Origin of the sequence: Streptomyces sp. SUK 48 (assembly GCF_009650765.1) — a bacterium.
Classification (GTDB): Bacteria; Actinomycetota; Actinomycetes; order Streptomycetales; family Streptomycetaceae; genus Streptomyces.
In genome coordinates this window covers 4,299,826-4,311,922 of sequence record NZ_CP045740.1, presented here as the reverse complement: position 1 = coordinate 4,311,922, position 12,097 = coordinate 4,299,826, and the positions used below count along the sequence as shown (strand labels likewise).

General features: G+C 73.6%; 13 protein-coding genes. 8 read left to right on the top strand and 5 right to left on the bottom strand.

Annotation, left to right across the window (positions count from 1 at the left end; all coding sequences use genetic code 11):
* Positions 1-38: 38 nt before the first annotated feature.
* A complete protein-coding gene (locus GHR20_RS18660) occupies positions 39-1,013 on the top strand; it encodes a DUF5926 family protein (RefSeq protein WP_111585762.1) in 975 nt (324 codons plus the stop codon).
* 253 nt (positions 1,014-1,266) lie between these two features.
* On the opposite strand, the gene GHR20_RS38360 is transcribed toward GHR20_RS18660, so the two are convergent.
* Positions 1,267-2,127: a hypothetical protein gene (locus GHR20_RS38360; protein ID WP_343336011.1), complete on the bottom strand. Its 861-nt coding sequence runs from the start codon at positions 2,125-2,127 to the stop codon at positions 1,267-1,269.
* A gap of 55 nt (positions 2,128-2,182) precedes the next feature.
* Entirely contained in the window at positions 2,183-2,851 is a 669-nt protein-coding gene (locus GHR20_RS18650; RefSeq protein ID WP_153813820.1) for a bifunctional DNA primase/polymerase, read from the bottom strand.
* Between the two features lie 609 nt (positions 2,852-3,460).
* Here GHR20_RS18650 and GHR20_RS18645 point away from each other — a divergent pair.
* A complete protein-coding gene (locus GHR20_RS18645; protein ID WP_153813819.1) occupies positions 3,461-4,876 on the top strand; it encodes a PP2C family protein-serine/threonine phosphatase in 1,416 nt (471 codons plus the stop codon).
* A 263-nt stretch (positions 4,877-5,139) separates the two neighbouring features.
* Entirely contained in the window at positions 5,140-6,600 is a 1,461-nt protein-coding gene (locus tag GHR20_RS18640) for an aminopeptidase P family protein (RefSeq protein ID WP_153813818.1), read from the top strand.
* Positions 6,601-6,681: 81 nt separating this feature from the next.
* Here GHR20_RS18640 and GHR20_RS18635 read toward each other — a convergent pair whose 3' ends face one another.
* Together GHR20_RS18635 and GHR20_RS18630 are read right to left on the bottom strand one after the other, a co-directional pair.
* Positions 6,682-7,245 carry a GNAT family protein gene (locus GHR20_RS18635; RefSeq protein WP_153813817.1) on the bottom strand — a complete coding sequence of 188 codons (564 nt, stop codon included), beginning with the start codon at positions 7,243-7,245 and terminating at the stop codon, positions 6,682-6,684.
* 7 nt (positions 7,246-7,252) lie between these two features.
* The gene (locus GHR20_RS18630; protein WP_194858917.1) at positions 7,253-7,762 is read right to left on the bottom strand and encodes a DUF3515 family protein; all 510 of its coding nucleotides are present in this window, start codon (positions 7,760-7,762) and stop codon (positions 7,253-7,255) included.
* Positions 7,763-7,895: 133 nt separating this feature from the next.
* Here GHR20_RS18630 and GHR20_RS18625 point away from each other — a divergent pair, with 133 nt between their 5' ends.
* Positions 7,896-8,438, top strand: coding sequence for a TlpA disulfide reductase family protein (locus GHR20_RS18625; protein ID WP_153813815.1), 543 nt, complete (start codon positions 7,896-7,898; stop codon positions 8,436-8,438).
* A gap of 17 nt (positions 8,439-8,455) precedes the next feature.
* Here the strand turns inward: GHR20_RS18625 and GHR20_RS18620 are convergent, their stop codons facing one another.
* Complete coding sequence (locus GHR20_RS18620; RefSeq protein WP_111585755.1) at positions 8,456-8,893, bottom strand: ATP-binding protein; 438 nt, start codon at positions 8,891-8,893, stop codon at positions 8,456-8,458.
* Between the two features lie 221 nt (positions 8,894-9,114).
* On the opposite strand from GHR20_RS18620, the gene GHR20_RS18615 reads away from it, so the two are divergent.
* The 4 genes from GHR20_RS18615 (at position 9,115) to GHR20_RS18600 (ending at position 12,084) form a co-directional block, all read left to right on the top strand.
* Positions 9,115-9,972 (top strand): hypothetical protein, encoded by an 858-nt coding sequence (locus tag GHR20_RS18615; protein ID WP_194858916.1) that lies wholly within the window; start codon positions 9,115-9,117, stop codon positions 9,970-9,972.
* 124 nt (positions 9,973-10,096) lie between these two features.
* Positions 10,097-10,870, top strand: coding sequence for a YcnI family protein (locus tag GHR20_RS18610; RefSeq protein ID WP_153813814.1), 774 nt, complete (start codon positions 10,097-10,099; stop codon positions 10,868-10,870).
* A 96-nt stretch (positions 10,871-10,966) separates the two neighbouring features.
* Positions 10,967-11,623 carry an SCO family protein gene (locus GHR20_RS18605; protein WP_153813813.1) on the top strand — a complete coding sequence of 219 codons (657 nt, stop codon included), beginning with the start codon at positions 10,967-10,969 and terminating at the stop codon, positions 11,621-11,623.
* Positions 11,620-12,084: a copper chaperone PCu(A)C gene (locus GHR20_RS18600; RefSeq protein WP_241670648.1), complete on the top strand. Its 465-nt coding sequence runs from the start codon at positions 11,620-11,622 to the stop codon at positions 12,082-12,084. Before GHR20_RS18605 ends, GHR20_RS18600 begins: the two co-directional genes overlap by 4 nt.
* The last annotated feature ends 13 nt before the right edge of the window (positions 12,085-12,097 follow it).

Here is a 12,097-nt window from a genome sequence, read left to right as displayed (position 1 = left end):
CGCCGTACGAGAAGCGCCGTAACCGGGAGACATCCACGATGGCCAAGAAGCGACCCCAGACGAAGGCCGAGCGCCCGCAGGCGGCGGGCGGGGCAGATGGTGCCGTTCCGGTGGTCGGCGGCCGTGAGCCCTGCCCCTGCGGCAGCGGCCGGCGCTACAAGGCGTGCCACGGCCGGGACGCCGCGCACGCGGTGACCGAGCTGGTCCACCGCCCCTTCGAGGGGCTGCCCGGCGAGTGCGACTGGGTCGCGCTGCGCGAGCTGGTCCCGGCCGCCACGGTGGAGCTGACCCTCAAGGACGGCCTGCCCGAGGGCGTCCCCTCCGTCACGCTCGCCACCGTGCTGCCGATGGCCTGGCCCGCGCTGCGCCGCGACGACGGCTCGGTCCTGATCGGCTTGCAGAACGACACGTCGTCCGGCGACATCAGCCGCGACCTCGCCGACACCCTCCAGCGCGCGCTGGAGGCGGAGCCGGGCACCCCGGTACAGGGCCGCCGCGCCCCCGCCGACGGGCCCCGGCTCCAGGAACTGCTGGCCGCCGAGAGCGCGTTCGAGCCGGTGGTGCACAGCGGCTTCGAGTTCTGGGTGCCGGACGCGGAGAACGCCACCCCGGAGGTCGCCGCCTCCCTGGAGCGGGCCAACGCGGCGGCGATCCCGACGGTGCGGCTGTCCGGCGTGGACGCGGCGTACTGGTGCGAGACCCCGGAGAAGAACCACCTGCGCTGGGTGATGCCCCATCCCGAGGAGCGGCTTCTGGACGCTCTCGCGCGGCTGCACGCACAGGGCCGCTCCAGCCTCGGCGAGGGCACCCGGCTCGTGGGGTCCTTCCGTGCTCACGGGCTCACCGTGCCGGTCTGGGACCTGCCGAGCGAGGTCCGCGCGGAGGATGTGGAGAAGCCGGCCGCCGAGTTCGCCGAGCGCCTGGCCGCCGCCCTCGCCGTCGAGGAACCGCTGACCGCGGAGGAGCGGCGGGCCCGCGGCGGACTGACCAACCGGCAGGTCACGCTCAGCTGACGGCACCCGCGAAGGTGTCATGACTGAACGGTCGGTCAGTCATGACACCGGGTGACCGACGGGTGACTCCCGTCACAACTCCCGGCTCCGACACGGAAATCGGTGGGAATTCGATGGCCGAATGCCTGAGTCGGAATTTGCGAACGGCCGATCTCTTGTTACCGTTCCAGTAGCCCGGTTGCTGGTGCATCCCCCGTCGCCAGCAACCGGGTCTTTCCATGCCCGCGTCCGGTACCCGACGCGCCGCGCGTTCTCAACTGGCCTCCGAATCATCGGAGTTGCTTCCCGAGCGCAGCAGCAGCGCCCCCGCGGGGCCGCGCTCCGCGAACTCCGTGACCGCCATGTAGCCGTCCGCGCCGCCCCGGCTGTGCTCGCGGGGGGTCTCACAGGTGGCGGGCTCGTCGTCGGCTCCGATGTCGCAGCGCGTACGGGTGGTACGGCCGCCGGGGCCCATGAGGGTCAGCTCCGCGTCCAGCGGCTTGCCGGTGGCGTTGCGGTAGTAGGTCCGCGCCCAGGTGTCCGCGCCCTGGATCAGCACACAGGTCTGCCCCTCGACACCCCCGGGGGAGCCGAGTTGGGGTCCGCAGCGGGCCGCGGTGGCGAGGCCCAGGTCCAGCAGCGCGGGCGGGCGGCCGGGCGCGGCCGAGGGGTCCTCGCCGTCCCCGTGCCGCAGCGCGCCCGGCACCAGCGCGGCGCCCACGTCCCGGACCTGCCCGGCGGAGGCCACGGTCAGCGGCAGCACGACGGCGGCCGTCACCACACAGGCGAGCCCGACGAGATGCACCCGGCGCGGATCGGCCTTCCCGTACCGCGCCCGCCGAAGCCCGCCCGTCGGCCGCGGACCGGCTCCGTCGCCGGGCACGCTGCGGGACGCGGGCGAACCGCCGCTTCCGGCAGGGGAGTTCCGCTCGCCGCCGAGTGACGGCAGGGGATCGGTGGCCGCCGACGCCCGTGGTTCCTCCCCGCCGGCCGCCGACGCCCGCGGTCCGTCCCCGCCGGCCGCCGACGGCACCCGGTCCGTCCAGCCGTCGTCACCGGGCCCCGTACCGGCCGGACGCGGGCGTCCCCCGTCGTGCGACCCGGGTGTCCCCCGGTCCTCAAGAATTCGCAGCATGGGCGGAACATAACGAGCACGGCACGCCCCTTCGCACCGTGCGCGCCGGACACCCCTACAACTCGGGCGCGCTCACACCCGTACGAGTGAGGGCGTCGACCACGGCGTCCACCACGGCCTCGACGTCCGGCACCCAGGGCGCGGCCGAACCCGGCAGCGGCGCCCGCTCCCAGCGCACCGTGCCCGCGCCGGTCTCGGACGGGGGCAGCGCGAGATAGCCGCCCTCGCCGTGGAAGCGCAGCGAGCCGGGGACGAAGTCCTTGGCGTAGAGCAGCTCGCCCAACTGCTCCAGCGTGTACGGCTCGACGAGCAGCGCCCAGCGGGTGGGCGAGGCGACGACCGGGCCGAGGCGCATGCCGCGCCGGTCGAGCAGGGCGAGGGCGCGGGACGCGGCGAGCGCCGGCAGGCTCACCGCACAGGGTGCCGTCCCGCCGGTCGCGAGGATGACGGGCGCGCCCGGCCGGTTGGTCCACCACCAGCGCACCATGCGCGCGTCGGTCGTGGCCACGAGCAGGCCGGGGTCGAAGGGGTGGGCGCCGGGCACCGTGCACTCCGGGTCGGGGCAGGCGCAGTGGCCTCTGCCCTGCGGATCCGGGGCCACACCCGGGAGTACGGGCCACTGCCACTCCGTCGCGAAGGTCAGGGCCGCGCTGAGCTGCTCAGGCTTCCCGTCGTTCCGTCGCTTGGACAGGAGCCTGCGTCGCCTTCCGAGGATCTCGCGCATGAGCGCTCGTTCCTTTCCGTTGCACCGCTGGCAACACCGTGGTCCACATCACAACATGAGTCGATCACTGCACTGTGCGTACCTGGTGGCGCATCACATCCCCGCACACGGCAGGGGATCCCCAGGGGTTCGAGCGTCGGCCGCGGCCGCGTCCACGGCACTCAAGGCAGGGCACGGTAGCGGCGCGGGGGTGGCGAAGCATGGCGTTTGCCGTCGCGCGTGGTTCTCTCCGCCTCCGCCACGGGAGGATGGGGCTCGGCCGTCGGTGGCTATGACGCCCGGGTCCGTCGCCAGGTTCCGGGTGGTCCCCAACCACCCCTGGCCTTCTCCGAGTACGTACCCATCACGACCGCTGTGACGCTCCGTGGAGCGAGCCCAGTCGACCGCAGCAGACCGTTCCCCCAGGCAGTTTTGAGCCAACTTGACGGTAAGGCAAGGGGTTCCGGGAAATCACCCACCAGCCCCGTGGACACCAGGAATCCCCGCAGGACAATGCTGGACATCCCCTCACGAGTGCGTGTACATGTGGAGACACTGCTAGCGGCGCAGAATCACATGGGGGTTTGCGATGCTTTTGAGCACTGTGCACCGGTCTGAAGGCCGCGCGCCATGAGCGCCCCGCACCCACCGAAAGTGGCCGGAATCGATCCCACTGTTCCCACGCCCGCCCACACTGTCGCGCCCGCCCCTCCCGCCCCGGAGGCTCCCGCGGGCACACTCGCGGACACCATCCCCGCCGTCCCCGTCCCGCACCCCCCGGTCCCCGCCCCCGGCACCCTCCTCCAGGACCGCCTCGCCGGCTGGGTCTCCGACCTCACCACGCTGCACGAACTCACCGAACGGCTCAGCCGCACCAGCGCGTTGGAGCCCGCCCTCGACGAACTGCTGCGCGCCACGGCCGCCCTCGTCGGCGCCCGCCGCGGCCTCGTCGCCCTGGAGCCCGGCGACGGACTCGGCCCCCGCACCACCCGGGGCCTCGGTCTCGGCCGCGCCGACCTCGGCCACCTGGAGACCGTGCCGCGCGGCGCGCTGCCGTACGACACCGCGGGCACCGCCGAGATCGTCCACCCCGATCTGTTCGCCGAGGACGACCTCGACCCCCGGCACCGCGAGGTCGCCACCCGCCTCGGCTACGCCGCCAGCTACGCCCTGCCGCTCGCCACCGACGGGGCCGGCCGCCTCGGCACCGCCGTCTGGCTCTACGACGAACCGGCCGCACCCCATGAGCGGCAGCGCCATCTCGCGGGCCTGTACATCCGGCACGCCACCGAACACCTCGCCAGGCTGCGGGAGGTGGAGAACACCCGCGCCCGGATGGCGACCCTCACCGAGGAACTGCTGCCCTCCCGGCTGCCCCGGGTGCCCGGCGTCCAGCTCGCCGCCCGGCACCGCACCGGACCGCGCGGCGGCGGCGACTGGTACGACGCGCTGCCGCTGCCCGACGCGGCCCTCGGCCTGTCGGTCGGCTCGGTCACCGGCTCGGGGCCGAGCGCGGTGGCCGCCGCCGGCCGGCTGCGCGCCTCGCTGCGGGCGTACGCGGTGATGGAGGGCGAGGACCCGGTCGCCGTCCTGTCCGATCTGGAGCTGCTGCTGCGGCTGACCGAGCCCGCCCGCTCGGCCACCGCCCTGTTCGCCTACTGCGAGCCCGTGCTGCGCCGGGTCACCCTGGCCGGCGCCGGGCACAGCCCGCCGCTGCTGACCGGCGAGCGGCGCACCGAGTTCGCCGAGACCTCCGTCTCCGCGCCGCTCGGCATGCTCTCCTGCTGGGAGGCGCCCAGCGCGGAGGTCCAGGCCGAAGAGGGAGAGACGGTTCTGCTCTACACCGACGGGCTGCTGCGCCGTACCGGCGACCCCACGGACCGCGCCTTCGCCCGGCTGCACTCGGCCGCCGCGAGCGTGCCGCGGGCGCTGCGGCAGGATCCCGGGGCGGTCGCCGACCATGTGCTGCGCGCGGTGCTGCCCGACGGCCCGGACAGCGCGGACAGCACGGAGGACGTGGTGCTGCTGGCGGCCCGCTTCGACTGAGCCGGCTGCGCCGGTGACCGCCGTACGGGCTGCCCGATGGCCGCCGTGAAGACTGCCCGATGACCGCCGTCAGCACGCCCCCGGCCCGGCATCACCGCTGAGTGACCGCGCGGTGACCAGGCATGACGGGCATCCGCCGCCGATCCCGTCCCCGGTACGACCGTACGATGATGGAGGTCCCCGGCTCGGACGCAGTGACCCCGCCACGGCGAGCCGCACGGACCGCCCCGGGGGAGATCACACGCCGTACCGAGGAGGAACACGTGGCCGACGAGCTCATTCCGGAGACCCCGGAAACCGAGTCCGAGGAGCCCATCAAGCAGCGGAAGAACGGCCTGTACCCGGGCGTCTCCGACGAGCTGGCCGAGAACATGCAGTCCGGCTGGGCCGACACCGAGCTGCGTGACCTGAAGCCCGTCGAGCAGGCCGCCGAGACCGCGCGCCGCCGCGCCGCGCTCTCCGCGCGCTTCCCGGGCGAGCGGCTGGTGATCCCGGCGGGCAACCTGAAGACCCGCTCGAACGACACGGAGTACGCCTTCCGCTCCTCCGTCGAGTACGCCTACCTCACCGGCAACCAGACGGAGGACGGCGTCCTCGTGCTGGAGCCCGCGGGCGAGGGCCACCGGGCGACCATCTACCTGCTGCCCCGCTCCGACCGCGAGAACGGCGAGTTCTGGCTCGACGGCCAGGGCGAGCTGTGGGTCGGCCGCCGCCACTCCCTCACCGAGTCCGAGGCGCTGTACGGCATCCCCGCCGCCGATGTGCGCGAGCTGGCCGGCCGGCTCGCCGAGGCCACCGGCCCGGTGCGTGTCGTGCGCGGCTACGACGCCGGCGTCGAGGCGGCCCTGACCGACAAGGTCACCGCCGAGCGCGACGAGGAACTGCGCGTCTTCCTCTCCGAGCTGCGCCTGGTCAAGGACGACTTCGAGATCCGCGAGCTGCAGAAGGCCGTCGACTCCACGGTGCGCGGCTTCGAGGACGTGGTGAAGGTCCTCGACAAGGCCGAGGCCACCAGCGAGCGCTACATCGAGGGCACCTTCTTCCTGCGCGCCCGCGTCGAGGGCAACGACATCGGCTACGGCTCGATCTGCGCCGCGGGCCCGCACGCCTGCACCCTGCACTGGGTCCGCAACGACGGCCCGGTCCGCTCCGGCGACCTGCTGCTGCTCGACGCCGGCGTGGAGACGCACACCCTCTACACCGCCGACGTCACGCGCACGCTGCCCGTCAACGGCACGTACAGCGAGCTCCAGAAGAAGGTGTACGACGCGGTGTACGAGGCCCAGGAGGCCGGCATCGCGGCGGTCGAGCCGGGTGCCAAGTTCCGCGACTTCCACGACGCGGCCCAGCGGGTGCTGGCCGCGAAGCTGGTCGAGTGGGGCCTGGTCGAGGGCCCGGTCGAGCGCGTCCTGGAGCTGGGCCTCCAGCGCCGCTGGACCCTGCACGGCACCGGTCACATGCTCGGCATGGACGTCCACGACTGCGCGGTCGCGCGCACCGAGACGTACGTGGACGGCGTCCTGGAGCCGGGCATGGTCCTCACCGTCGAGCCGGGCCTGTACTTCCAGGCCGACGACCTCACCGTGCCCGAGGAGTACCGGGGCGTCGGTGTCCGGATCGAGGACGACATCCTGGTGACGGAGGACGGCAACCGGAACCTCTCGGCCGCCCTGCCGCGGCGCGCCGACGAGGTCGAGGCGTGGATGGCCGCGCTGAAGCACTGACCTCCACCGGGGCGGCCGGGCCCCGAGGGGTGCCCGGCCGCCTCGGGGCCCGCCCGCGCGCCCGCGCCGCTTCCGGGCGCTCTAGAGGGCGGGGTCCCCGTCGTGCAGGATGCGCTGGAACAGCCGGCTGTCCCGCCAGCGGCCGTTGATGTGCAGGTACTCGGGCGCCGTACCGATCAGCTCGAACCCGCACTTCGCCAGCACCCGCTGCGATCCGGTGTTCTCCACCAGCGTGGACGCCTCGATCCGGTGCAGGCCCACGGTGTCCCGGGCGAGCCCGCACACCCGCGCCACGGCCGCGCTCGCCAGCCCCCGGCCCTCCCGGTCCGCGGCGACCCAGTAGCCGAGGTACGCGCTGCAGAAGGGCCCCCGGGAGATCCCCGTCAGGGTGATGGTCCCGACGATCCGCCCGTCCGCCTCCTCGAACACCCAGGGCACCGCGGAGCCCTCGGCGCGCTGCTCCAGCAGCCCCTCGATCCGCTCCCGCTGCCCGTCCGGCGTGAAGAAGGAGTCCGGCCGCACCGGCTCCCAGGGCGCGAGGTGCTCACGGTTCGCCGCGTACGCCCGCGCCAGCGCCTGCGCGTCCCCGGCCCCGAGCGGCCGCAGCGTCACTCCGGCCGCCATCTCCCCGTCGTCGATGTTCATGCCCCCACTATGAGGGGGCCGCCTCCAGGCACCGGCCGGTCCTGCGGATTCCCTCCATCAGAGGGGACAGCTCCAGGATCGCCTCGTCCGTCCGCACCCCCTGTGCGCGGATGGCGACCTGGGTCGCCGGCGTCCGGCCGAACGTCACGATGACCTTGCGGTCCGGGGTCGACTGCCGCTCGTCCAGCACCCAGTCGATCCCGTTCGCCTCGAAACACGGGTCCGTCGTCGCCGCCGGGCTCGCGACACCGCAGCGCAGGATCACATCCTGGTCGCCCCACACCACCACGCCGTCGAGGCCGACAGACCGGCGTTCCTTGCCCGCCAGCCGTGAGGGCGCCTTCCCGGTGAGTTCCCGGCAGTGCGCGTCTCCCGCGTGCGCGGCCGCCGTCAGACCCCGCGCCGGCTCGTCCAGCAGCTGAGCCGTCACCCCGCCCGCCACGGCCAGGACCACGATGCCGGCGGCGGCACCCAGAGCGAAGCGGCGTAAGAGCTTCATGGACTTCATGGCCTTCATGGACGGAAGTCGACCCCCTGTGAGCACGGCGATACGAGGGCCACCGTAGGGCACCGAATTCCGTGCGCGGGCGGCGAGGACCGGTTCTCGTCTCCCCCGGGGCGGTCCATGGCAGGGTGACATCCTCATCATCATGAACATCGCAAAAGCCGCCGGCCTCGTCCTGGCCCTGCTGATGGCGACGGGGTGCGCGGGCCCCCGGCTGGACGACGGCCAAGGGCCCCGCTTACAGGAGACGTTCGCTCCGGCCGACCGCCAGAAGATGCCCGACCTGACGGGGACCGCGGTCGACGGCCGCCCGATCGCCGTGCACGACTACCGGGGCGACGTGCTCGTGGTGAACGCGTGGGCGTCCTGGTGCGGCCCCTGCCGCGCCGAAGCCCGGGACCTCTCCGCCGTGCACACCACGCTGCACGCGCGCGGCGTACGCGTCATGGGCGTCGACACCGACGCGTCGAGGGCGGCCGGGGCGGCCTTCGCCCGCGAGCGACACGTCACCTACCGCAGCCTCCACGACCCGGGGACCGCCCAGCTCCTGCGCATTCCCAAGGGCCTGGTCAGCCCGCAGGGCTACCCCTACACCCTCGTCGTCGACCGGCAGGGCCGGATCGCGGCGGCCCGGATGGGCCAGCTCGGCCGGGCGGAACTGACCGCTCTGGTCGAGCCGCTGCTCTGAGTGCGGACGGGACCGGCCTACACCGCCAGCAGCGGAGCGTCGTCGCGCCACTTGAGGATCTTGTCGAAGCTGACCACCGTGCCGCGCCGGCCGGGCTTGGGGCCGATGTGGACGTGGTCGGCGAGTTCCCGGATCAGACACAGACCCCGGCCGTGCTCGGCGTCCGGGCGGGCGGGGCGCAGTGCGCGGGTGTGCTGGAAGCCGGGGCCGGAATCGGCCACCTCGATACGGCACTTCTCCCCGTCGAGGTACGCGGTCACCCGGTACACCGCCGAGGTGCCGTCGTCACCGGCGTGCTCGACGGCGTTGGCGCACGCCTCGCTGAGGGCGACGGAGAGGTCGTAGGAGATCTCCGGATCCACCCCGGCCGTCTCCATGGTGCCGATCAGGAGCCGCCGCGCGAGCGGCACACTCGCGGCCTCGCGGCGCAGATGGAGTGACCACCAGATGCTCATGCTCCAGCCTCCAGGCCGCGGCTCGACATACCGATACCTATTGCCGCCCATAGGTGGCCGTAAGCACACCGTTGACGTGACTGCGCCCATACAGCCGATGCGTCCCGGGAGGAATCGGTGTATGAGGGACGTACCTCCGCGCTCGCTCCGGCCGGACCGGGGACGTATGGCCCGGACCTGACGTAGGGCGGCGCGGGGCGCGGTGGGATGATGAGCCCGCCATGTCTGCCCCTCACGCGCGCACGGCGCGACCCGGAGCGGGGCTCCGGATACTGCGGGCCGCGGTCTTCGCCGCGGTCTGCGTCGTGCTGGCCGCGGCCGGGCACACCCTGGCCTCCTGCGCGAGCGTGCCGCTGTGGACGCTCGGCGTGGGCTTCCTCGGCTCCCTGCTGGTCGTGATCCCGCTCGCCGGGCGGGCCCGCTCGCTGCCGGGCATCGCCGCGCTCCTCGCCCTCGGCCAGACCGCGCTGCACACGGTGTTCGGCCTGGGCCAGCACGGAGCGGGCATGGCCATGGGCGGGATGCCGATGGGGCGGAGCACCCCGGGCGGGGCCGCGCTCGGCGATGCCGCCCTGGTCGAACAGGCCACCCGGCTGCTGTGCGGGGCGAGCACCGCCGCGCTCACCCCCGGGCACGCCTTCCACATCCTGCTCGCCGCCCGCCTCATCGACCGCTCGGGCCGCCCCGTGGCCGGGGCCGCGATGCCCGTGCCGCACGCGGCCGACGCCACCGGCGCCTCCGCCGCGCTGCTGCCCTCGCTGCCGATGCTGCTCGGCCACCTCCTCGCGGCCGTCGCCGTCGGCTGGCTGCTGCGCCGCGGCGACCAGGCCGTGCTGCGGCTGCTCGAACTGTCGGCGCACTCGGCCCACGAAGTCGCCGAGACCACGCTCGTACGCTCCCTGCGCGCGGCGCTCGCCCTGGTGGGCGCCCTGTGCGCCGGGCTGCCTGCCGCGACCGAGCCCGCCCCGCGCGCCCGCCGCGGCGACCGGGACGAGCCGACCGCGCCCGCCGCCCTCGTACTCCAGCACTCGGTGATCCGGCGCGGGCCGCCCGCCGCCGGACTGCTCCTCGCCGCCTGACGCGACGCGCCCGCCCCTGCCCCGGACAGCTCCGGGTTCCGAGGAGACGGCCGCCGTCGCGCGGCCCGCGCGCGCCCGCGCGCCTCCTTCCTCACCGGAACTCTCACCCTGGAGTGCTCCTGCCATGCAGGTTTCCCAGCTCGTCCCCGGCGTCGTCGCCGACCGCCTCGCCATCCGCCGTACGGCCGCCCGGCTCGCCGCCGGTGCCGCCGTCGCCGGCACCGCCGTACTGGCCCTGTCCGCCCCCGCCTTCGCGCATGTGACCGTGCAGCCCGAGGGCGCCGCGGCCAAGGGCGGCTACGCGGTCGTCGACTTCAAGGTCCCCAACGAGCGGGACAACGCCTCGACCACCAAGGTCGAGGTGAACCTCCCGGCCGACCACCCGCTGGCCTCCGTCATGGCCCAGCCGATCCCGGGCTGGAGCGTGCAGCTCACCAAGACCAAGCTCGCCAAGCCGCTGACCGTGCACGGCGACAAGATCGATCAGGCCGTCACCAAGGTCACCTGGACCGCCGACGGCAAGGGCATCGAGCCCGGCTACTTCCAGAAGTTCCCGCTCTCCGTCGGCGCCCTGCCCGGCGACACGGACCAGCTGGTGTTCAAGGCGCTGCAGACGTACTCCGACAAGGCGGTCGTGCGCTGGATCCAGGTGCCGCAGGCGGGCCAGGACGAGCCGCAGAACCCGGCGCCGGTGCTCCAGCTGACCGCCGCGGCCGACGAGCACGGCACGGCGGGCGCCCAGGACGCGTCCGACGACAAGAAGGAGAACACGGCCGCCGCCCCGGGCTCCGGCGGCGGCAGTGACACCACCGCCCGGGTGCTCGGCGTCGCCGGGATCGTCGTCGGCGCCGCGGGAGTGGCCTACGGCGTCCTCGCCGGCCGCCGCCGCACCGCCTAGCCCCCTCGTTCCGCAGCGCGCGCCGGGGCCGTGCCAGGCTTGGCCCCGGTACGACCCCGGCGCGCGCCGGAGTTCTCACATCTGGGACATTTCTCTATGCGCAAGAAGACGTTCGCCGCGGCCGCGCTGCTCGCCGCCGCCACTCTGACCCTCTCCGCCTGCGGCGGCCGGCAGGCCGGTTCGTCGACGGTCTCCGCCGTCACGCAGGAGTCCGGCACCAGCGGCCCCGCCACCGTCCTCGACCGGCCCTGGGACAAGCCCGGCCTGGTCCTCACGGACACCCACGGCAAGAAGTACGACCTCCGCAAGGAGACCCAGGGCCACCCGACCCTGCTCTACTTCGGCTACACGCACTGCCCCGACATCTGCCCGACGACGATGAGCAACATCGCCGTCGCCGCCCAGAAGTCGCTGACCCCGGCCCAGCGCGACGACCTGCGGGTCGTGTTCGTCACCACCGACCCTGGACGCGACACCCCGGCCGCGCTCGGCAGCTGGCTCAAGGGCATCGACCCGCGGTTCATCGGCCTGACCGGCGACTTCAAGTCCGTCCAGGCCGCCGCCCGCTCCGTCGGCATCTCCGTCGAGCCGACGACCAAGGACAAGAACGGCAAGCTCGTCTCCGTCCACGGCACCCAGGTGCTGGCCTTCTCGCCGAAGGACAACGGCGGTTACGTGCTGATCAGCGACAGCGCCACGGTCGACGACTACATCAAGGACCTGCCCAAGCTCGTCGAGGGGGCCAAGCCGTGAACCGCCGACCCCTCCTCCTGGCCGCGGCCCTCGCGGGCACCCTCGCTCTCGCGGGCTGCTCGGGCTCGGGCTCCTCGGACAGCTCCAAGGCCGAACTGTCGGTCAGCGGCAGCTACATGCCGCAGCCCGTCGCCGCCGACATGGCCGCCGGCTTCCTGACGATCACCAACAAGGGCGGCACGAAGGACGAGCTGACCAAGGTGAGCAGCACGGCGGCCGGTCAGGTCACCATGCACAGCACCACGGGCGGCGAGATGCGGGAGCAGTCCTCCTTCGCCATACCCGCCCACGGCCGGCTCGTCTTCCGAAGCGGTGGCAACCACCTGATGTTCGAGCAGCTCCGGCAGCGGCCGAAGCAGGGCCAGACGGTCACCCTGAAGCTCACCTTCGCCAAGAGCGGGCCCCTCACCGTCGAGATGCCGGTGAAGTCCGCCACGTACCACCCGACGACCGGCAACTGAGGGAAGGGACACC

Bases quoted from the DNA above. Each gene is read 5' to 3' on its own strand.
- GHR20_RS18635 (WP_153813817.1), bottom strand. From the start codon at position 7,245: ATGAACATCGACGACGGGGAGATGGCGGCCGGAGTGACGCTGCGGCCG.
- GHR20_RS38360 (WP_343336011.1), bottom strand. From the start codon at position 2,127: ATGCTGCGAATTCTTGAGGACCGGGGGACACCCGGGTCGCACGACGGG.
- GHR20_RS18660 (WP_111585762.1), top strand. From the start codon at position 39: ATGGCCAAGAAGCGACCCCAGACGAAGGCCGAGCGCCCGCAGGCGGCG.
- GHR20_RS18610 (WP_153813814.1), top strand. From the start codon at position 10,097: ATGCAGGTTTCCCAGCTCGTCCCCGGCGTCGTCGCCGACCGCCTCGCC.
- GHR20_RS18620 (WP_111585755.1), bottom strand. From the start codon at position 8,893: ATGAGCATCTGGTGGTCACTCCATCTGCGCCGCGAGGCCGCGAGTGTG.
- GHR20_RS18615 (WP_194858916.1), top strand. From the start codon at position 9,115: ATGTCTGCCCCTCACGCGCGCACGGCGCGACCCGGAGCGGGGCTCCGG.
- GHR20_RS18645 (WP_153813819.1), top strand. From the start codon at position 3,461: ATGAGCGCCCCGCACCCACCGAAAGTGGCCGGAATCGATCCCACTGTT.
- GHR20_RS18630 (WP_194858917.1), bottom strand. From the start codon at position 7,762: ATGAAGGCCATGAAGTCCATGAAGCTCTTACGCCGCTTCGCTCTGGGT.
- GHR20_RS18650 (WP_153813820.1), bottom strand. From the start codon at position 2,851: ATGCGCGAGATCCTCGGAAGGCGACGCAGGCTCCTGTCCAAGCGACGG.
- GHR20_RS18605 (WP_153813813.1), top strand. From the start codon at position 10,967: ATGCGCAAGAAGACGTTCGCCGCGGCCGCGCTGCTCGCCGCCGCCACT.
- GHR20_RS18625 (WP_153813815.1), top strand. From the start codon at position 7,896: ATGAACATCGCAAAAGCCGCCGGCCTCGTCCTGGCCCTGCTGATGGCG.